General features: G+C 46.9%; 13 protein-coding genes. 8 read left to right on the forward strand and 5 right to left on the reverse strand.

Features of this window, described 5'->3' with window-relative positions; all coding sequences use genetic code 11:
* Both AC4PME_RS17570 and AC4PME_RS17575 read right to left on the reverse strand, forming a co-directional pair.
* The coding region (locus AC4PME_RS17570) for a cryptochrome/deoxyribodipyrimidine photo-lyase family protein (RefSeq protein WP_491529678.1) at nucleotides 1-1,528 on the reverse strand (1,528 nt) is incomplete at its 3' end.
* Complete coding sequence (locus tag AC4PME_RS17575; RefSeq protein WP_491046308.1) at nucleotides 1,516-2,814, reverse strand: DASH family cryptochrome; 1,299 nt, start codon at nucleotides 2,812-2,814, stop codon at nucleotides 1,516-1,518. The genes AC4PME_RS17570 and AC4PME_RS17575, both read right to left, overlap by 13 nt.
* 88 nt (nucleotides 2,815-2,902) lie before the next feature.
* Between AC4PME_RS17575 and AC4PME_RS17580 the strand changes: the two genes are divergently transcribed.
* The 3 genes from AC4PME_RS17580 to AC4PME_RS17590 are packed head-to-tail and all read left to right on the forward strand — an operon-like array spanning nucleotide 2,903 to nucleotide 6,004.
* Nucleotides 2,903-4,327, forward strand: coding sequence for a cryptochrome/photolyase family protein (locus AC4PME_RS17580; protein WP_491046307.1), 1,425 nt, complete (start codon nucleotides 2,903-2,905; stop codon nucleotides 4,325-4,327).
* 2 nt (nucleotides 4,328-4,329) lie between these two features.
* On the forward strand, nucleotides 4,330-5,871 hold the full coding sequence (locus AC4PME_RS17585) for a cryptochrome/photolyase family protein (RefSeq protein WP_491046306.1): 1,542 nt from the start codon (nucleotides 4,330-4,332) through the stop codon (nucleotides 5,869-5,871).
* A complete protein-coding gene (locus tag AC4PME_RS17590; RefSeq protein WP_491046305.1) occupies nucleotides 5,858-6,004 on the forward strand; it encodes a DUF2256 domain-containing protein in 147 nt (48 codons plus the stop codon). The genes AC4PME_RS17585 and AC4PME_RS17590 overlap by 14 nt, the downstream gene beginning before the upstream one ends.
* Before the next feature lie 2 nt (nucleotides 6,005-6,006).
* Here AC4PME_RS17590 and AC4PME_RS17595 read toward each other — a convergent pair whose 3' ends face one another.
* Nucleotides 6,007-6,357 carry a DUF4870 family protein gene (locus AC4PME_RS17595; protein ID WP_119501372.1) on the reverse strand — a complete coding sequence of 117 codons (351 nt, stop codon included), beginning with the start codon at nucleotides 6,355-6,357 and terminating at the stop codon, nucleotides 6,007-6,009.
* A gap of 263 nt (nucleotides 6,358-6,620) precedes the next feature.
* Between AC4PME_RS17595 and AC4PME_RS17600 the strand changes: the two genes are divergently transcribed.
* The 4 genes from AC4PME_RS17600 to AC4PME_RS17615 all read left to right on the forward strand — a co-directional run bounded on the left by AC4PME_RS17600 (nucleotide 6,621) and on the right by AC4PME_RS17615 (nucleotide 13,252).
* Nucleotides 6,621-7,415, forward strand: coding sequence for a 3-keto-disaccharide hydrolase (locus tag AC4PME_RS17600; RefSeq protein ID WP_491046304.1), 795 nt, complete (start codon nucleotides 6,621-6,623; stop codon nucleotides 7,413-7,415).
* A 241-nt stretch (nucleotides 7,416-7,656) separates the two neighbouring features.
* Nucleotides 7,657-10,356 carry a TonB-dependent receptor gene (locus AC4PME_RS17605; protein WP_491046303.1) on the forward strand — a complete coding sequence of 900 codons (2,700 nt, stop codon included), beginning with the start codon at nucleotides 7,657-7,659 and terminating at the stop codon, nucleotides 10,354-10,356.
* Nucleotides 10,357-10,434: 78 nt separating this feature from the next.
* Nucleotides 10,435-12,849: a glycosyl hydrolase 115 family protein gene (locus AC4PME_RS17610; protein ID WP_491046302.1), complete on the forward strand. Its 2,415-nt coding sequence runs from the start codon at nucleotides 10,435-10,437 to the stop codon at nucleotides 12,847-12,849.
* 49 nt (nucleotides 12,850-12,898) lie between these two features.
* Nucleotides 12,899-13,252, forward strand: coding sequence for a HopJ type III effector protein (locus AC4PME_RS17615; protein ID WP_491046301.1), 354 nt, complete (start codon nucleotides 12,899-12,901; stop codon nucleotides 13,250-13,252).
* 13 nt (nucleotides 13,253-13,265) lie between these two features.
* Here the strand turns inward: AC4PME_RS17615 and AC4PME_RS17620 are convergent, their stop codons facing one another.
* Nucleotides 13,266-14,327 (reverse strand): tyrosine-type recombinase/integrase, encoded by a 1,062-nt coding sequence (locus AC4PME_RS17620; protein ID WP_491046300.1) that lies wholly within the window; start codon nucleotides 14,325-14,327, stop codon nucleotides 13,266-13,268.
* 149 nt (nucleotides 14,328-14,476) lie between these two features.
* Nucleotides 14,477-17,284 (reverse strand): glycine betaine ABC transporter substrate-binding protein, encoded by a 2,808-nt coding sequence (locus tag AC4PME_RS17625; protein WP_491046299.1) that lies wholly within the window; start codon nucleotides 17,282-17,284, stop codon nucleotides 14,477-14,479.
* A 1,635-nt stretch (nucleotides 17,285-18,919) separates the two neighbouring features.
* On the opposite strand from AC4PME_RS17625, the gene AC4PME_RS17630 reads away from it, so the two are divergent.
* Complete coding sequence (locus AC4PME_RS17630; protein ID WP_491046298.1) at nucleotides 18,920-20,986, forward strand: S9 family peptidase; 2,067 nt, start codon at nucleotides 18,920-18,922, stop codon at nucleotides 20,984-20,986.
* Nucleotides 20,987-21,044 lie beyond the last annotated feature (58 nt).

Consider the following 21,044-nt stretch of genomic DNA (forward strand, 5'->3'; position numbering starts at 1 on the left):
CGCTAGCCCTGGATTTTAACCAGCGCCGGGAAGGACTCGCGGAAGTCGTGTGCTTTCTGACGATCCGGGCTGACTCTCTGAGCACATCTTCTCTTTCCCTGTAAGACCACAGCCGCTCTGCGGTTTGTTTATTGTGCTGTCTGATATCAATCACCGGCAGCATGTAATCCCGTTGTATATCAAAATCCAGCATCACTGCTTCCAGCGGCGGAATATCTGCCGGATTATGACACAGCGCCGCCGGCAGATTTTTGAGTTCCGGTACCCATTTTTTTATGAACGCAGCTTCAGGGTCGAGCCTGGCCGACTGGGTTGCAGGATTATATAACCTGACGGTATGTATACCGGTAATACTGGCCTGCATCTGAATTTGCGGAAAATGAATACCGGGCTCAAAATCAAGAAAGGCACTGGCAAGGTATTCTGCCGCGTGCCGCCAGTGCACGTTCATATGGTGACACAGGAAACTGGTTACCATGGCACGCATGCGGAAATTGAGGTAGCCGGTGGCAGCGAGCGCCCGCATACAGGCATCCACCAGCGGGTAACCCGTTTTCCCGTTTATCCACAGCCAGGTGCGTCTGCTGGCCTCCGGTCCGTCGATGTAAGGAAAGCTTGCATATCCCGCATTTTGTGCCCGCCACTCCATTTCATGTTCGCTTTCAAATTTCTGAATGAAATGACAGTGCCAGTGGATACGGGACATCAGTGCATTCAAAGCCTTCTTCCAGAGCGCTCCGTCACCGCCTCGCTGATGAATGAGTTCAGACTTACGGTATTCAATATACTGAAAGACCTGTTTTACTGACAGATTACCCCACGCAAGATAAGGACTGAGCCGTGAGCAGGTGATACGTGCATCCGCCGGCCTGGATATGCCCTGATGGTATCGCTTGCCCCGATCTGCAAGAAAGTGTTTTAAAACCTGCCATCCACGACGTTCGCCGCCGGGTTGCATGTGTGCACAGTGCGGATAAGAGGGCGAGCCTGCGATACTTTCCAGCGGTGATGTCGTCCATTGCCACCAGTTCACTGTGGTTAAGGCAATGTCGTCAACAGGCTGTGACATTACCGCTTTCCAGTGTCTTTCCCAGTGCCGGCGGTTTATCAGTCCCCGGCTTACAGCGCCGCTGGCAAATTCAATATGGCGTATCTGCCGTGCCTGAAACCAGGCCTGCATGAGTAAATCACGATCGTAGGTAATTTTAAGCCCGGTTTCCTGATAGCTGTACACTTCCCGGACTGTACAGTGCGTTGCTATTTCGCTGAAGGTCGCTTCAACTGTACGAGTTGTAGTCAGCACTGTGGCAGAGCCCGGCAACTGGTCGTTTAAATCGGTGATACTTTGACAGATGAAGCGCCAGTGTCTGTCGCTCATGTGCGGATCCTGCATGAGTTCCGGCTCATAACAGAATACTAACAGCACCGGCAAACCGCTCCGGACGGCTTCTTTCAGGGGGGCATGATCGCGCAGACGTAAATCCCGTTTGAGCCAAACCACCGCAATATCGGGCTTCAGCTCAGCCATTTGTTGATAAATGTCCGTTCCGGATCGTACATATTCGTCTGCTTTTCAAGGTCAAACTGGCGGTGACCACGGGGATCATGACCCACTCCGCCAAGGTAGAGCCAGTTACCCCAGTTACTGCCGGGGTCGTAATCTACAAGGCATTGTTCAAACCAGGCCGCCCCGTATTGCCAGTTTTGTCCCAGTTCATGGACCAGACAACTGGCAACCAGTTGTCTGCCGCGGTTAGACATGAAACCGGTTTGCGTCAGTTGCCGCATGCAGGCATCAACAATCGGGTAGCCGGTTCTTCCTTGTTGCCAGCGGATTATTTTGTCCGCATCGTGGTGACAGGGACGTTTTTCATCCCGCAGTCCTGCCTGCAGATACCAGTCTTTGCCGGGCATAAGCTGCGCAAAATGAAAAAACTCCCGCCACAATAATTCAAAATACACCCAGTATGTGGACTCATTGGCTTCCACTTCATCTTCAAAACGCCTGAGCTCAAGATATACACGTCGGGGAGACAAGGCGCCTGCCGCAAGCCAGGGTGAGAAACGTGTACTGGCCGTATCGTCATCCAGCGCATTTCTGGTTTCTTTATAGCGCAGCACATGCCGGTGTTTGAAAAAGTACTCATTCAGCCGTTCCAGCGCAGCACTTTCTCCGCCACGAAAAAGAGGAGGTGTTTTGCTTTTCTCATGTACAGCCGTCACAGATTGCACTTCGGTGGCGAAGGGCGGTGGGTATGATACCGGAGGATCTAACGGTAACTCCGGTATTGTGTTGTGTTCTATTTGCTTGCGGAATTGTGTAAATTGCCCGGGCATTTCGTTAAGAGAAAAGGGGAGCGAAGACTGATTAAACAGGGAGCCGGCTTCTCTATACACCGTATTAATACCATCACAGGCATCAACCACATGTTGCCAGTCCTGCAATTCGTAAAAGCCCGGATTCACATGTGCGCCAAGCCAGCTTACATCGTATTTTTTTATCAGTTCTGCAATGACAACTGCCGGGTTGCCCTCGAGAACAAGTAACCTCTGGCCAAGAGGTACCAGGGCATCATCCAGTTCATCCAGGCACTCAGCGATAAACTGCTCTCTGATTGCGCCGGTGCGTTGTGTGCCGAAAGGTGTGGTTTCTGACAGCCGGCTATCTCTGACATATACCAGCAGCAACTCCGTAACGTTCTGACACATCGCTTCCAGTGCTGGCATATCGTCAAGCCGTAAATCCTGACGGAACCAGAAAATGCCCCTCACACGGGCCGGATAACTGCTATTTGTGTAGTGCGATGTTTTCATTACAAAACCTTAATTTTCACCCGTTTGTAATCAGATTTATTACAATGCCGTATCTATTGCATCATTCTGAATAAAAAAGGATAACAACGTGCCGGTACCCGTCAGCATTATGTGGTTCCGCCAGGACTTGCGCGTGAAAGATAATCCCGCGCTGAACGCCGCCTGCGACCTTGGTAAAATCATCCCTGTATACATTGCAGATACGTCTCTACCGGAAAAACGACTCCCCGGTAGTGTAACTAAATGGTGGTTACATCAATCATTAAACTCCCTTAATGATCGCCTTAACGGCCATTTGCAGGTATTCAGCGGCGACCCGGCAGACCTCATTCCTGAACTCATGGCACGGTTTGATGTGCAGCATATTTTCTGGAACCGGTTGTATGAGCCGTGGCATGTGGCCAGAGACAAAAAACTGAAGCAGGCCCTGAAAGATGACGGCAAAACGGTGAAGAGTTTCAATGGGTCATTGTTGTGGGAGCCCTGGGACATTGAGAATAAATCAGGTTCACCCTATAAAGTATTTACGCCGTTTTACCGTAAAGGCTGCTTACAGGCCGCTGAGCCACGCTTTCCCCAGGCGCCGGTAGCCAGAATCACTTACGCGGATGTGGACAATGCAGGTATGTCAATTGATGATCTCGGGTTGATGCCTGATATTCAGTGGTACGATGGCATCGAAAAAATGTGGACACCGGGAGAAGACGGTGCAGCCGACCGGCTTGCTACCTTCATAGACGAAGCCGCAGCGAATTATAAAACCGACCGGGATATACCGGCTGTGCAGGGCACATCGTTGCTCAGCCCGCATCTTCATGCCGGAGAAATATCTCCTAATCAAATCTGGTATGCCATTAAGGATGCCTTTGGCAACAGTGATGATAAGAATATCGATACCTATTTGAGTGAACTGGGATGGCGGGAATTTGCCCATCACCTTATCTATCATTTTCCTGACTTCCCCGATAAGAACTTCAATGAGAAGTTTGATAAATTTCCATGGCGCCGGAGCCAGAAAGATTTGCAAGCCTGGCAGAAGGGCCGCACGGGTATCCCTATTGTCGATGCAGGCATGCGGGAATTATGGCACACCGGCTATATGCACAACCGCGTACGGATGATTACCGGTTCATTTCTGGTGAAGAACTTACTTACCGACTGGCGTGAGGGAGAAGCCTGGTTCTGGGATTGTCTGGCTGACGCTGACGGTGCGAATAATACCGCCGGATGGCAGTGGGTGGCGGGGTCGGGTGCCGACGCCGCGCCCTATTTTCGGGTGTTTAACCCGGTGTTGCAGGGGGAGAAATTCGACAAGCAGGGCGAATACGTACGTACCTGGTGTCCCGAACTGAAAAAATTGCCCAACAAATATATTCATAAGCCCTGGGAAGCGGACAAGGCAGCGCTCAAACAGGCTGGTGTTGAGCTTGGAAATCAATATCCTGAACCTCTGGTAGATTTAAAAGCGTCACGACAACGGGCACTGGACGCCTTTGATGAAATTAAGGGGTAATCATGGGCTGTACTCTGCGATTGATACTTGGCGACCAGCTTACCGCCACTTTACCGGTGATCACTGACGCGGTGAAAACCCGCGATATTTTATTGATGGCGGAGGTGAAAGAAGAAGCCACTTATGTGAAGCACCATAAAAAGAAGATTGCATTTTTATTTTCAGCTATGCGGCATTTCGCAGAAGAACTGAAAGATCACGGCTTTAAGGTGCATTACAGGAAGTACGATGACCCCGATAATCAGGGTAGTTTGCTGAATGAAGTAAAAGCGCTGGTGAGTAAACACGATGTTGATAATATCGTTGTCACTGAACCGGGTGAATACCGTTTACTGAAGAGTATGCAGCAGTGGGAAAGTCAGCTCGGTGTGCCTGTGGATCTGTTACCCGACGAACGGTTCTATGCCAGTAAAGCCAGGTTTGCTGAATGGGCTGAAGGACGGAAAACCCTTCGTATGGAATTCTGGTACCGGGAAATGCGCAAAGAAACCGGCATTCTTATGGAAAATGGTGCGCCGGCGGGGGGAGACTGGAACTACGATGCGAAAAACCGAGAGTCCATGCCCGCTAGTGTCACTCCGCCACCACCGGTAAAATTTGAGCCCGATGAGATAACCCGGGACGTGATCAGTCTGGTTGAAAAAGAGTTCGGTGATCACTTCGGTGAATTAGATGATTTTCATTATGCTACCGATCGTGCCGGTGCACTTGAGGTATTAAACCGCTTTATTGACGAACGGCTACCGGACTTTGGCCGCTATCAGGACGCCATGCGTCATAACATGCCATGGTTGTTTCATTCCCATCTGTCCTTTTACATCAATTGCGGTTTGCTCAGTCCCCGGGAGGTGGTTCAGCAGGCAGAAGCCGCCTGGCATGCCGGTGAAGCACCACTGAATTCCGTAGAAGGTTTCATCCGGCAGATAATTGGCTGGCGTGAATTTGTGCGGGGATTTTACTGGCATTACATGCCGGGGTTACAGACAGATAATTATTTCAATGCAAAAAGAACCTTGCCCGACTTTTTCTGGGACGGCTACACCAATATGAATTGTCTGCGTCAGTGCATTACTGACACTAAAAAACATGCCTACGCACACCATATTCAGCGTTTGATGGTGTTAGGTAATTTTTCATTATTGTGTGAGTTATCACCCGCTGAAGTGCAGGAATGGTATCTGCTGGTGTACGCAGATGCCTACGAGTGGGTCGAATTACCTAATGTCTCCGGCATGATTTTATTCGCCGATGGCGGCAATCTCGCTAGCAAACCCTATGTAGCAAGTGGCAGCTACATCAATAAGATGTCTGATTACTGCAAGCACTGTGGTTACAGTGTATCGAAAAAAACCGGAGAAGGAGCCTGTCCGTTCAACTACTTGTACTGGCGCTTCCTCGATGCCCATCAGGACAAGTTACGGAAGAACCCGAGAATGGCGCTTGTCTATAAAAGCTACGACAGAATGGCGGAAGAGAAAATCGCGGCAATGCGGGAAGACGGTCAGCGTTTTCTGACAAAACTGAGTAAAAATGAAGAAGTCTGATTTACCGCAGAAGATGTGTCCGGTTTGCCAGCGGCCATTTACATGGCGCAAAAAGTGGGAACGGAACTGGGAAGCAGTAATATATTGCTCTAAAAGATGTGCCGGCAATAAACAAAGCCGGCACGACTGTTGATATCAGAACATCCAGCCCGCAGGATCCGGGTGGGCTTGATTGTTATCAAGATACTTCATGCCTTTCACACAACGAACAATCAGCCAGACAACCCAGAACAGAATAACCAGCCAGCCTATCAGCACAATTGACAGAATAGAGCCGATCACCAGGTAGAGGAAACCTATCCAGAAAGTACGGATTTGGAATCGGTAGTGGCTTTGCAGCCATTCCGGTGCATCTGATTTATTTATGTAGGCCATCACAACCCCTACAAGGCCGGTGATACCAAATAATATGCCTACCAGATACAGGATATAGACAATCTTGGCAGTGCTGCCTGATGCATTAGTGTTCGCGGGAATTTCGCTCATTTTATTTATCCTTTTTTAAAGTTATTTTTCCATACTATTTTCAGTCGGTTAGAAAGGCGGCTTGATAAATAGTCATGAAATAGTGCGATGAAACCGGATGAAATGCAATATTCTGTAGTGATTGATGACCAGCTCCTGTGATTAAGTTTTGCTTTTGTTGAGTTTTACAATTGAAACTTAATACAGAAAAACTGCGGTTTACATTGGCTGTGTACCAGGACAGTGATAGACAAGTCAGTTCAACCGACATCACTGGTATCCCCATGATTACAAAACTACCCGTTTCTCATTTTGCTATTCTGCTTAGTAGCTTGCTGATACTTTCTGCCTGCTCAACGACTCAAAACAACGGTGATGGCTGGCAAAATTTACTGTCGCCGGCAGAACAGAAAAACTGGACTGCAAAAATTAATCATCATCCTTCAGGGGTAAATTTTGCCAACACATTCCGGTTTTCAGGAGATATGCTGCTTATACGTTATGATGGCTATGATGACTTCAACGAACAATTCGGCCATCTTTTCTATGAAGCTGAATTAACCAACTTTCATCTCAAATTTGAGTACCGCTTTACCGGAGACTTTCTTGAAAGCGCCCCGGGCTACGCACGATTAAACAGTGGTGTAATGTTTGCCAGTCAGTCTGCTGATTCCATCCTCACGGATCAAAACTGGCCGGTTTCGGTGGAAATGCAGCTGTTGGCTGAGCGTGAAGCCGGTGTGGCAAGACCTACAGGAAATATGTGTTCGCCCGGTACAGAAATTTACTATCAGGGTGATATTTATCCTGAGCACTGCCTTAACTCGTCATCGCCCACGTTCCCCGCCGGTGAATGGGTGAGGGGCGAACTGATCGTTGAAGACGGGCACGTTACTCAACTTATCAATGATGATGTGGTTCTTGAATATGATTTAGCTCTCGCTAAAAAGGACGATCTGGTCACCGGTGAAAACCCGGCGACATGGGAACAGATGAAAAACCTGAAATCAGGTTATATTGCATTTCAAAGTGAGGGGCAGCCCATTGATTTTAAAAATATTTACTTAAAAATACTGTGAATTGTCAGCCTCTTCGAAGCAGAGTTTCCCCGGTCACTACCTGAAGAGTTTCCTGCGTTGTAAAATAGTTTTGTCACCGGGAAATTATTCATAATTGAAACCCGGTGACACAAAATGACGCTATATAATTGATTTTGATTGACCCTGAATATCTTCAAATTTAACGTGAATTTATTGTAAATAAATGGTGAAAAGTCATGCGGTTTGAATGTGTGACGTTTCACTCTTCAAAGGATCCGTTATGAAATTGAAGAAACTGTCACTCTCCATTATTACCGTATTGCATGCCGGCTTAACGACAAATGCGCTCGCTCAGGACAACACACAGGAGAGCGCTACCGGCGACCAGTTAGAAGTTATCGAAGTAAAAGGCTTTCGAAGCTCACTGAACAAATCCCTGCTGACAAAACGCGCTAACGTGAATTCCATGGAGTCCATATCCGCCGAAGATATTGGTAAGTTCCCTGATCTAAACTTAGCCGAATCGCTACAACGTATTTCAGGTGTCTCAATCAGCCGTGAAGGCGGTGAGGGCAGACGTATCACACTGCGGGGCCTCGGCCCGGATTTTACCCGTGCAACATTGAACGGTATGGAAATACCGGCGGAAACCGATCAGCTGGACTCGTCAATTTCCGCTCTGAGCGGCGGGCGTGCATTTGACTTCAACGTATTTGCGTCTGAATTATTTAATCGCGTGGACGTGCAAAAATCACCCACTGCATCAATGGAAGAAGGTGGTATCGCGGGTTCTGTTAATCTGTATACCGCCAAGCCTTTTGATAATCCGGGCTTTCATTATGCCGGTTCGGCCCAGGCGAACTACAACGATGTCTCTGAAGAGACCAACCCCCGCACGGCGGTAATGGTGAGCAATACCTTTGACGATGATAAGTTTGGTGTCCTTTTCTCACTGGCTTATTCGACCCGGAACGTTAACCAGCAAGGCTTCGGAACCGTAGGCTGGCAAACGCCGGTTAACAATAATATGACTTACGCGGATACCAGCAGTACAAACATTTCCGGTTCGCCGTCCGGTGCTGATTGTCAGTTAAATGGTGCGGATGTTGACGCCATCAATTGTTTATACGCCCCCCGGATCCCGCGGCCGGATTATTTCGGTAACGAACAGACTCGCCTGGGTATTACTTCTTCATTTCAGTATGCACCGTCTGATAATGTGTTACTTACCTTCGACTACTTACATTCACAACTGGAAAATGAGCGCTCGTACTATCACATGTACGCTATGTTCAGAAATTACTTCAATCAAATCACACCAACATCGGTTACTGTAGCGCCCAATGGCCAGCAAATTATTGCCGGCGAATTTGATGGCATAACTAACCGGGTTGAGAGCCGTGAGACCACCAGTGATACGGCATTTAACCAGTATGTGTTATCGGGAGAGTTTGGCTTAACAGACCGTCTCATCGTGGATGCCATGGTGGGGTATGCAGAAATCGATTTTTCCCGTGATGAATTTCGTCACATTATGGACAGCACTGAGCCGCATAGTTTCGGATTCGATTTTACGGGTAACCCCAATGCTGCGCTGCTCGATTTCCAGTTCGATTATAACGATCCTGCCTTGTACAACTTGTCCTCTTATGATTTACAGGATCAGACTGATAAAGAAAACCTGACCGCTAAATTTGATGGAAAATATGTGGCAGATATGGTGGAAGTTAAGGCCGGTGTGGCGTACAACAACCGCAAAGTCTCCCGCCAATATTTCGGTCTGCCAACCTTTTCCACGGGATCTGCAGAAGGCTTAACAGAAATGCTGCCAATCAGTAATTTTGGCGACGGCTTTGACGGAAATTTGTTTCCTTTTGTAGTGGCTGATTTTGATGCAGTAAAAGACGCTATCGGCCCCCTAAACTGGCAATCTCAGGATCAGAAAAATACGCAGGTAGAAGAAGAGACCATGGCCGTTTATCTGGAGTTTAATACAGACTTCGATATCGCTGATATGATTTTGCGTACCAACTTTGGTATGCGTTATGTGGATACCACCGCCACGTCAACGGGATATATCCGGCTGGAAAATTCTGTAGAAACCATCGTCGCTGAACATGACTATAAGAACTTTTTACCGGCTCTGAATCTGGCACTGGAGCCTGCAGATGATCTCATCGTGCGTTTAGGACTGACGCGCTCAATGACACGCCCCAGCTTAAATACGCTGAACCCGGGCAATCCTGCTTTTCGCTACATCGAAGGATTCGTGACGGTGGGTAATCCGTACCTTGACCCCTATGTGTCTAACAATGTGGACTTTGGCGTAGAGTGGTATTTTGACGAAGAGTCGTTATTGTCTGCCACACTGTTTTATAAAGACATAGAAACCTATATTCGCAGCACACAGGAAGAAAAACTGGTCGACAGTATTTATTACACGGCAATCAATAACGATCCGGTTTATGACCCTGCGATAACGGTTAATCCGTTCAATGAACCTTATACCCATTATTCCTATGACAATGGCGACGGTACAACCATTAATGGCTTTGAAATCAGCTACCAGCAGCCATTTAACTTCCTGCCCGCGCCGTTTGATAATTTTGGGACAGTGGCAAACTACACGCGTGTAAGCTCCGGGGAAATCGTGGGTGTTTCCGAGAATTCCTATAACTTCACCTTGTACTACGAAACAGAAAAGTATGGTGCCCGCCTGTCGGCAAACAGCAGGGATGACTACTTTATCGAAGTCCCCGGCATCACCGGCAATGCGGAAAATGGAGTGACGGGTCCCACAAATATCGACTTTTCATCATTCTATAACTGGTCGGATAATTTGACGTTCTCCTTTGAAGTCATCAACCTGACTGATGAGTATTCACGGCTGTTCGTCACCGGCGACGGTTCGCTGGACATGGTGCGGGAATATAACAACACGGGAAGACAGTTCTTCCTTGGCGTGCGCTATCACAACTAGGCAGCTTTACTTTACGGGGTCATAAGTTCTTATGACCCCATCCTTATCCCGCAACACTTTATTCAGGCCAGGCTCACTATGCTCACACGTTGCTTTCTCTTCGCTGTTCTGTTGTCTGCATCACACGCCGTATTTTCTTCCGGAGAGCGATTCACTATTTCGGTCGATGAACCGTCTGTGCGTTTTATTGTTGTACAAAGCCGTGATCCGCTCATTGAATGGGCCGCCAAAGATGTGGCGGATGATTTATCTGCCCGCACCGGTTCGACTTTTGTTGTGGTCAAAAGCGATGACGAGGCAGCTTCAATACCATTTATTCGCATAAACGTTGATGGCTCATTACCGCTACTCAATGCCAGTGCATTTCCTCATGGAAATCATGAAGCATTTGCCATTCACACAAAACAGGACACTCTGGTGATCACCGGTGCTGATGTGCGTGGCACGGTATACGGTCTGTTTACGTTAGCCGAAAAAATGGGCATTTCACCGTGGCAATGGTGGGCGGATGTGCCGGTGAAAAAAGCCAACGTGCCGCTAACGCTGGACAACTTACCGGTTGTTGAAGGTCCTGCTGTGAAGTACCGCGGTATTTTCATTAACGATGAAGACTGGGGCTTGCTGCCATGGGCGTCTCATACATTCGAGCCGGATACTGCTAATATAGGGCCCCGGACTTATGAAAAAGTTTTTCAGTTACTGCTCAGATTAAAAGCCAATACCATCTGGCCTGCTATGCATCCGGGTACCCGTGCTTTCTTCACTGTGCCGGGCAACAAGGAGATGGCGCAGCGCTACCACATTCATGTAGGCAGTTCTCATGCCGAACCCATGTTGAGAAACAATGTGGATGAATGGGACAAGCAGCAATCAGGTGATTTCAATTACACGAATAATGCCGACAGGGTCAATGAATATTGGCGAAGCCGAGTTGAGCAGGTCAGTGATATGTCTGATCTTGCGATGTTTACTCTTGGTATGCGCGGCATTCATGACAGCGGAATGGAAGGTATACATTCCCGGCAGCAAGCCAAAGACACTTTACAGCAGGCTATCAATACCCAGCGTGCACAACTTGAAGCGGTTTTTGGAAAGCCCGCAGAAACGCTTACGCAAATGTTTACACCCTATAAAGAAGTACTCTCACTGTACGAAATGGGATTGTCTGTGCCTGACGATGTCACACTGGTGTGGCCTGATGATAACTACGGTTATATCCGCCGGCACAGTAACCGTGCTGAACAAAAACGGTCAGGCGGAGCAGGGGTGTATTATCATTTAAGCTACTGGGGCAGACCCCATGATTACCTGTGGCTGAGCAGTACCCATCCCGCGTTAGTACACTTTGAAATGCAACGTGCATTTGAAAATGGTGCTTACCGTATCTGGATAGCCAATGTGGGTGACATCAAACCCCTTGAATACAATATGGAATGGTTCTTACATCTCGGGTGGTACGGGCCGGATAAAGTGTCTGACGCAAAGACGTTCGCAACTTATCAGTTGGATAGAGATTTTGCGATTTCTGACCCACAAAGCGCTGCAGATCTGTTATTTGACTATTACCATCTGGCTTTTATCCGTCGCCCGGAATTCATGGGATGGAGTCAAACCGAGCCAACGACACAAACCCAATTATCCGGATGGAACGAAGAAACCATTGAAAACCGTCTCCAGCAATACCAAAAGCTTGAGACATCCATTTTTGAACTGGGCAAAGGCATTCAACCTGATGAGCAATCAGCCTGGTTTCAACTTATGAGCTATCCGGTGCAGGCGTCCTCAGAAATGAATAAAAAATGGCTGTTCAGGCACAAAGCTGCCTTTGCAAATTCACAGTCAGTAGCTGATAAGCTCATGGAAAAGGCACTGAATGCACATAGCACTATTAACGGGCTAACTCAGCAATATAACGGATTATCTGAATGCAAATGGGCCGGCATGATGGATGCTGCACCGCGCAAGCTGCCGGTTTTTAACAAGCCGGGAATGATTACATTGACGGATGACGAAAAGCAAAAGCGTAAAAGAGTTAACGACGGGGCCCAAAGTAAGCAAATCAAACCGGCATCAGTAAAATTCACTTCACCTGAGGGTTACAGCTGGCAGGAAGTGAGAGACCTGGGCTATTCCGCTAAAGCAGTAACACTTTATCCGCTGAAGCTGAAACACTTCTCAGAAAAGGCCGCACTTACCTACCAGTTTACTCTTGATGTTGCACAGAATGTAACGTTGAACGTTGCCACGTTACCCGTGCATTCCAATGATTTTTCTCATGAGATCGCAATATCTCTGGCACAAAAACCAATCACAATATTTACGCTAAACACCAAAGGACGAAGCGAGCAGTGGAAGCAGGGCGTATTGAATAACCGCATTGAAAATAGTGTAAACCTGGGAAGGCAGAATAAGGGAACGCACAATGTGACCCTTTCAGTGAATCAAAACGGTATTGTTATTGATGAGGTCTGGCTGTCTGAACATGGTTCTTAGCAAGAGAATAAGGCACAATGCCGGCTGTTTTTTAAATAGCGGAGTTCTTATGTCTTTCAGTAGTGTTGAAGCGTTAACCTCTCAACTGGCCAGCGCCCCGGATGAAATTGTATTCAGCGATGTGATTTCTTTTGTTGACGATAACTACACTTTTACGCCTTCTGCTTTCAGCAATGGCGCAGTTAACAATGAAGCAAATCAAAATAACGGATCCTGTAAACTGCTGGCCCTCGGCCAGCTACTAGGGTTAACACAGGCGCAGACACTCGCACTTTTTGGCAGTTATTACCGTGAAGATGTGCTTAAGCACCCCGAAGGTACCGACCACGCAAATATTCGCAATTTCATGGTCTCAGGATTCGACGGTTTGCAGTTCGATACATTTCCGCTAGCGGATAAATAAGGCGCCCGTTTATTTAACTCCGGCGCTTTTGTCGCTTGGTTAATCTGGCCATGCCGCCTTGTTTAACAGCCGCCTGCTGGCCATAGTGACCGGGCATTTCCGGAGAGCGCCAGCCTCCGGCAAGCTGCATTTCAGGTAGCGTGGCGCCATTTTCTGCCAGTGAAACAGCCGCACCCACACGACCGCTGTGAGGGGTGATATTTTCCTGAATACCAGCAAGTGCAGCAATGCGTTTCCAGGTGCGATAAATGCTCGAGTATTCCAGCTTCGGGGCCTGTTTGAAATTCGCACTTTCATCATAAGGCAACAGAGCGTGGCCTCTGTTTGAGACGCGGCGGAACAACACGCCTTTGTTTATCCTTCGCGGATCATCTTCACTTCGCTCAACTTTTTGCTGAGGGTCGTAATTCGCTTCAGCAACATACTCGTCAATCATATCCAGCGTATTGGGAGAAATGTACCTGTACTGGCCTTTGCCGGTCTGGTCACTTTTTGATGTTAAGACGAGCAGGGCGTTAGTGCGTTTATTAATGTCAGACAAACAAACTCGTACTACTTCGTCGGCCCTGAGCAGCGCGTCGAACATCAGATTAATCATGGCCAGATCGCGCATTTCCAGCAGGGTGTCCGGGATCACGCGATCATTAATTTTTTCCAGCAAATCCAGTGTCAGCGGTACCGCCTGATGGTGACTGAACTGGTATTTTTCATTCTCAGCCAGTGACAGCCGGATGAAGTCTTTAAGATAGACAGACTGCACAATGGGGTTTGGCAATTTGGCAATACCCAGGAATTTACTCAACGCACTGAGCCTGCGTTTGATGGTGCGGTAAGCAAGAGGCGACTGACATAGCATCTCTACATAACGTTTGACACAGAGTTCGTTATTTTCAAATGACGCATTAAAACCGCTCAATCCGGATTGCTCGCAGAATATAACAAACTCGTTGAAATCGCTGATGTAGGCACGCTGCGTGTTACGGGGTAACCGTGAGAAAATATCATTGAAGTACTGATTCACAGCATCGCGGTAACAGTCTGTAAACTGTAACTGTTGAGATGCCGGCAACTTCATGTCAGATCCTTAAAAAATACAGGTATTCAAACGGGTGTCACGCATGAAGGGGAAAGCCGGCATACGTGGGAGTACGATGCCGGCAGTATATCTAAATTGACACTGGCTGTATATAAATACAGTTATTGTGTATGTCGGGCAGGGAAAGCCTATTCAGTATTATCCCGTAAAGTAAAACCCGTCAGCCATTCAAGGATCAAATCTTTATGGTTGTCTGCCCATTGTTGAGACACGGTTTCAATATCCTCACCATTTTCTACTGCGGAGAGCATTGCTACCAGTTCTGCGTCATCAATCACAAACCGGTTTAACAGCTTCAGCAACTCGGGGGAACGCGTTTCCAGTTGCGAACGGAAACCCAGTTTGATTTCACTTTGCGGCCAGGAGGTACCTGTGCTGAGTTTATTGAGTCCCTGAGCTTTGAAAATGGCTTGCCATATTGCGGCGTCATGTGCAGGCTCTTCAACAAAATGCACATGGCGGTTTCCAAACAATGCATCAGGGTAATAGCAGAAGAATAAGCCAGGCTGTTCATTCTGATTGTTGCGGTTAATCAGTTGCTCCAGCAAGTCCAGGTCAAACACGTGATAGTCATAATACGCATCCAGACCATAGGCGTTAAGACGTCGCTTCTCAATTGCCACTGATGCCCAGCCTTTGGCACCAACCCAAATATCACCACGACCATTACCGGACATGTCAAAACGAGATGCATTTTCCGGAGTAACCAGATCGTTTACTGCTAACGTCGCCGGCGCTGTAAAATCGGTATAACAGAGACCTTGTTTTCCCGTACCGGCGCTTTCACCCAACTTAACTGTTTCGAACGCCCGCACATACCGGCGGATCAAGTCAGCATTGTTAGCCAGCCAGATATCCGGATGCACATCAATGTCGCCGTCGTGCTGGCCCATCTGTTTGAAGGCTTGCTCATGAGTAACTTTGACGAGCTGTGCCCGCGACTCTGTGTGTTCATTAATTATCGTGGCAAGAATATGCGCCTTTATTTGAGCTGTCGGCCAGTCCAGTAAGGCAATATTCAGTTCGGCATTATTTAAATCGCGCTTCGACAGAATGGGCGCTGACTCATCCCGCTTCACATCATCCAGCGTTTCATATAAAAAGCCGTAGCCGAATCCACAAAACAAAAACACAAAAATACTGAAAATCCAGTAACTGTGACTCACGGTTTCGGGTCCGACCGTTTTCAGGCTCAGGCTACGCTCAACAGCATCATGCTGCCTGTCAAAATCTTGCGCGCCTGATTTCTGCTTAAATTCGTTTGCATATTCCAGTAAGTCCCGGCACACCAGCGCGTGATCGTGGCGGATCTGGATATACTGATTCCGTTCATTAATAACCAGAATGAGAAATATAACCGAAGTAGCCAGAATGAGCGCAAACAAGGCCGTGGAGAAACTTTCAGGACGAAATATGAGTGAGAAGAAGACGTTCGTTGCGCCAAGCAAGATGAGAATGACCAGTTCTTCCGGTGGAATTCTGTCACTTTCCATGGTCATCAGTTTCTGACCCACCTGGAAATTATCCAGCAAACGCTCTCGATATATCGGAGTATTTTCAGTACCGGCAATCAGTACTTTCTTAATGTCCTGAATTTCCAGCTGAGCATTGCGCATATCCTTTGCACCGTTAAAAGCTCGTAAGAACACGTATAAATGTTTAACGATATAATTATTTATCAGTGCTTTGTACTTCTCAGCAGATACGCCGCCGGCCGGTGCAGAGGAGGGGAGTTGCATCACCGAATCATTAAACTCTACCAGCAAACGTTCCCGTTCCCGGTTAAGGGATGTTGTCCGCTCAAGAGCAAAAGTACCCAACAGGACAAAAAAGACCGTGGATACAGCGAGTAAATCGTAATACGAGTCAATGGGATAAGTTGGCGCGAATAACACCCATATCCCCACCATACATACGGTACTGAAAAGAATGAGCAGCGATGAACGCAGAGGAAAGCGAAGACCAAGAAAAATATTCGCCGACACAATAAGAACTGATGCAACCGCTTCATATTGATTGAGTAATCTGCCCTGTAACAAAGCAAGGATCACTACCGCGCCGACAGGCATGAAATACCAGAACACGCTGACAGACGCATTCGACGCTGAAAATACGGATAAATCGTAGAGCAAACTTCCCAGCGCCAGAATAGCGATACCGGCAAAGGCCACCAGCGCATAATCCATATAATCAAACTGATTTGCTGTATCGCCAAACAAAAACAGGATGGCGAGCATACCGGGTGCAGCCACACAACGAACACCTGATTCCGTCAGTAAAGCTTTATTCAATGAGCTGAGGTTGAGAGCATTTTTATCTGAGATAGCAGACCAGGCATCCATGCATTTCATGCGCATATAGCAGTTAATTGCCATAGCAAGCCCGCCTGATGCCGCCAGCAAAATGGTATTTATCATTGGACTTTCCAGCAGCAGCCAGTCTGCAATATCCAGATTCGGGCTCATCAGAACGATGAAACCGGCAAACGCTGCTGCGGAGAAAATATAATCGTTCGCCGTGGTGGTTCTGTGCTTCTTACGCAACGTGCTGTCTATGTAGAAAAATACAATCGGCCAGGCTTCGAATATGAGAATGGCAATAACATCAAATTCCTGCGACATGTTCAGTGCCGCATATAAAAGCAGATGATTTGCGCAGATAAGGGCACCGGAAAACAGTGTGGGGACAAGAAGCGCCGGTGTTTTGAAATGGGCTGCGATACCGGAGAAAAAGGCTTGTTGCCGCTTTGCGAACATGATCATAACGACCACAAGCGTAGAAATAGCAGCCAGCGTATGCGAAGTAGCAGCGACAAAGATGGGGCTGGAGCGGTCTATCAGGTAGTTAACCACCGGCGGATAAAGCATCCACAACAGAATAGAGGCGCACATTAACACTATGGGTGAACGCATAAATTGAATGACGAGATACTGCAAAAAGATAGCTCCTTTATCCTGTATTTTAGCGGTGGGAGATAGACGTTTCTCTACTCAAAGACCATTTAATCTGTTGAATATTATCATGATTTGCTTTTGTTTATTTTCTAATTTTTTTGAGTTGGAGGTATATGTGTATGATCAAAACGGGGCTAAGGGCATTATGGATTCACAGAACTAAAACTCACTGGATCAGAGAACTAAAGTACTTGGCACAATTTAAATAAAGCAATTTAGATTATCCTAACTAACTGAATACAATGCACATTTTAATTCATCACGCATGATAACTAGAATTATCATGCGTGATGAATTCATTAACGAAAAGTATCTGTTGGTAAGAAGCCTGTATATCTATCCAGTATTGCGGAAATATTTGAATATCTCTAAATTCAGGCTTCGTACAAACGTTCAAGTGTCCGGTGAATGATTCAATAAAGAACTTCTGAAACAAGTAAATCAGGCCATCATACGCAAAACATCAGCTTTACAGCAATTTCCTCATAACACCATTTTGCTCATATACAAGCACAGCAACAATTTATCATCCATTGAGCAATTCATTTATCCGGCGTTTTCTATGCATTGGTCTTGTAATGCCCGGAAAGCACTTATAGGCATTAAACTTGGAAAACTCTTTAAATTCGGCTAAGCAGATTCTGACAAGCTGTTGCAAATTCATCATTCAAAAATCATGTCTAACGCCTGAAAACGAATCGTGCGCTACGTGAAATCTGCAAGGTCAGAGGTCGCAATTTATCTCAGATTTTACGTAGCGTCGCATAATAATCTGGCACCTTGATAACCAAAATTCGAACATGCGGAGAATATTAATTTAGATAAGCTACATGCTGAGTAATAGAAGGATTTCAGTGAATCAAAAGAACGCTGATGTCTGGTGTCAGAAGTTTCATTTATCGTAGACAACGGTAACGGCGATGGTAATGGTAATCACTGTAAGTCGCGAATACAAACGAAAGGAACATTTGGAACATTCATTTCACATACTTTTTGCTGGCGCGCATGATTCCGGCAGATATATGAACCGCATCGAAAGGCCAACGAGCTCAGAGCTACAAAAGCGTGCAACAACCAATATCTCAACTTAGCCGGAAACGACACAGTAATGCCCCGATGCACATTTATACTTAATTGCGCATAATGTATATTATGTTAAATTTAGTGTGGAAATACTATTGTTAATCAGTCCTGAATACTGCCATATAAAATGAGATTTTCTGCCAGCACGAGATTTTTGTGTGACTACCACATGCCTTACTTGTGTTTTTCAAACATCGTTATCGTCACCTTAACAAGGATTCTTACTGCTACTTGTTCTAACAGATGCATCTTGAAGCAAATCCTATAGCCGGAACAACAGACTGTGAAAAATAAATCTCATTTTAAGTGTCAGTGAATTTCCAGAGAATTTACAACTTATTGATACGTTGAAATTCTCGCTGGCAGAGATTCTCAAATTAAGTGGCATTCGCCACTAGCGACCATCTCATGGTCATAGATTTCGCTGCCATTTATCCTGTTTAACCGGTGATGATCGTAAAGCCGCTGATGCCTTTGCTGCTTTACGTTACAAAAGCGATACAGCTAACAAATAATAAAAGGCACACAACAACAATGAAATTTCGCCACCTCTGTTCTCTTGTCAGTTTACTCAGTTGCAGCGCATTAGCAGCCGGCACCACTGAGCCTGCCAAACCTGCATTTTCGGATATGGATGTTTTCGAACTTGAATGGGCTTCTGCACCTGAGATATCGCCTGACGGAAAGCATATCGTTTACCGCCGTAACGGTATGGATGTTATGTCCGATGCACGCACCGGTAATCTTTGGATGATGAATACTGACGGCTCTGAGCACATGAAGCTGACAACTGATGATATCAGTGAAGGCAATGCAGTATGGTCGCCTGATGGCTCACGGATTGCGTACACCAGAAAAGGTCAAAACGGCGCTGAGATTTTTGTTTATCGCGTCAGGGATGGCAAAGTTGCAAGATTAACCGAACTTGAGCGTGCTCCATCCGGTTTAAGCTGGTCTCCGGACGGTAAAACGATTGCGTTTTCGATGCTGGTGCCGTCTGCACCGCCGGTAATGGTTAAAATGCCGGCCAAACCTGAAGGTGCCAAATGGGCGGCTAATCCGCGTATTACTGACCGTCTGAAGTACGAACAGGACGGTCGGGGTTACATTGAGCCCGGATTTTCACATTTATTTGTGGTGCCGGCTGATGGTGGCACTCCAAGGAAAATCACTTCCGGCGATTTTCAGCATCGTGGTCAGCCTCAATGGACGCCTGATGGTCGGACTCTGGTTTTCTCAGCAAACAGACAACCGGATGCAGAGCATAATTTCCGCAATACCGATATCTATTCTGTAGAAATAGAGAACGGCACTATAAAGCAGCTAACCACACAAACCGGACCAGATCACCACCCTGTCCTTTCGCCTGACGGCAAAAAAATTGCATGGCTTGGCTATCCTGATAAATTGATGGCTTATCAGACAACCCGTTTATACGTAATGGATGTTGACGGTTCTGATAAAAAAGAAATTGATTTAAAGCTGGATCGCTCTGTCAGCAATCCGGTCTGGAATAAGCATGGGATCTATTTTCAGTATGATGATCATGGCAACACGAAAATTGCTGTTACCGGATTAAACGGTAAAGTTAAAAAACTGGCTGACAATGTGGGTGGAACCACCGTGGCAAGACCATATGGCGGCGGCAGTTTCAGCGTAAATAACAAGGGTGTCATTGCCTATACCCACACTACCCCTTACCGTCCTGCTGATGTTGCCGTGCTGGCTAAGAACGATGCAAAGCCTGAACTGGTGACCGGATTAAATGAAGATATTCTGGCCTACCGTAATCTGGGCCGCACAGAAACCGTATGGTACAAGTCTACCGCCGATGGCCGTGACATTCAGGGATGGGTGACGTTTCCGCCTGACTATGAAGAAGGTAAAACCTATCCGTTGATTGTTGAAAATCACGGTGGCCCTATCTCAAATTACGGTGATCGTTTTTCTCCGGAAATTCAGCTATATGCGTCAGCAGGCTACGTCGTGTTTTATCCGAATCCCCGTGGCAGCACCAGCTATGGTGAAGAGTTCGGAAACCTGCTGTTTAATAACTATCCCGGTGAAGATTATCAGGATGTCATGGACGGCGTTGATGAAATGATTAAGCGCGGTTATACCAGTGAAGATCAGTTGTACGTTACCGGAGGCAGTGCCGGTGGCATTATGTCAGCCTGGATGATTGGTAAGAATAACCGCTTTGAAGCTGCTGCAGTCGTGAAGCCGGTGATGAACTGGATAAGTAAGTTGCTCACGGCAGATAACTATTATGGTTATGCTGATTACCGCTATCCCGGTCAGGTGTGGGAAAATCCCGAAACCTATTGGAAGTTCTCGCCGGTTTCTCTGGTCGGTAATATTCAGACACCGACGCTGGTAATGGTTGGTGATGCGGATATGCGTACACCGTTGTCTGAAGCTAAACAGTTATACAGCGCCCTGATTTTACGGAAGATTGATACCGCACTGGTTGAAATGCCGGGGGCTTATCACTTCATTTCAAACCGTCCGAGTCAGATGATCAGTAAAGTAAAACATGTACTGGCCTGGTTCGAAAAATACCCCGCGGAAGCGGAGGCACCTGTTAAACAGGAAAAATAATCCTTAATTGTTCTATTAACAGGCCGTTTGCTTCAGAGGCGCGGCCTTTTGTCTTATT

The organism is Alteromonas sp. (genome assembly GCF_984505615.1).

What these genes read in the sequence shown, in the direction of transcription:
- AC4PME_RS17620 (WP_491046300.1), bottom strand. Translation starts at nt 14,327, where the DNA reads ATGAAGTTGCCGGCATCTCAACAGTTACAGTTTACAGACTGTTACCGC.
- AC4PME_RS17600 (WP_491046304.1), top strand. Translation starts at nt 6,621, where the DNA reads ATGATTACAAAACTACCCGTTTCTCATTTTGCTATTCTGCTTAGTAGC.
- AC4PME_RS17575 (WP_491046308.1), bottom strand. Translation starts at nt 2,814, where the DNA reads ATGAAAACATCGCACTACACAAATAGCAGTTATCCGGCCCGTGTGAGG.
- AC4PME_RS17585 (WP_491046306.1), top strand. Translation starts at nt 4,330, where the DNA reads ATGGGCTGTACTCTGCGATTGATACTTGGCGACCAGCTTACCGCCACT.
- AC4PME_RS17610 (WP_491046302.1), top strand. Translation starts at nt 10,435, where the DNA reads ATGCTCACACGTTGCTTTCTCTTCGCTGTTCTGTTGTCTGCATCACAC.
- AC4PME_RS17595 (WP_119501372.1), bottom strand. Translation starts at nt 6,357, where the DNA reads ATGAGCGAAATTCCCGCGAACACTAATGCATCAGGCAGCACTGCCAAG.
- AC4PME_RS17605 (WP_491046303.1), top strand. Translation starts at nt 7,657, where the DNA reads ATGAAATTGAAGAAACTGTCACTCTCCATTATTACCGTATTGCATGCC.
- AC4PME_RS17630 (WP_491046298.1), top strand. Translation starts at nt 18,920, where the DNA reads ATGAAATTTCGCCACCTCTGTTCTCTTGTCAGTTTACTCAGTTGCAGC.
- AC4PME_RS17590 (WP_491046305.1), top strand. Translation starts at nt 5,858, where the DNA reads ATGAAGAAGTCTGATTTACCGCAGAAGATGTGTCCGGTTTGCCAGCGG.
- AC4PME_RS17615 (WP_491046301.1), top strand. Translation starts at nt 12,899, where the DNA reads ATGTCTTTCAGTAGTGTTGAAGCGTTAACCTCTCAACTGGCCAGCGCC.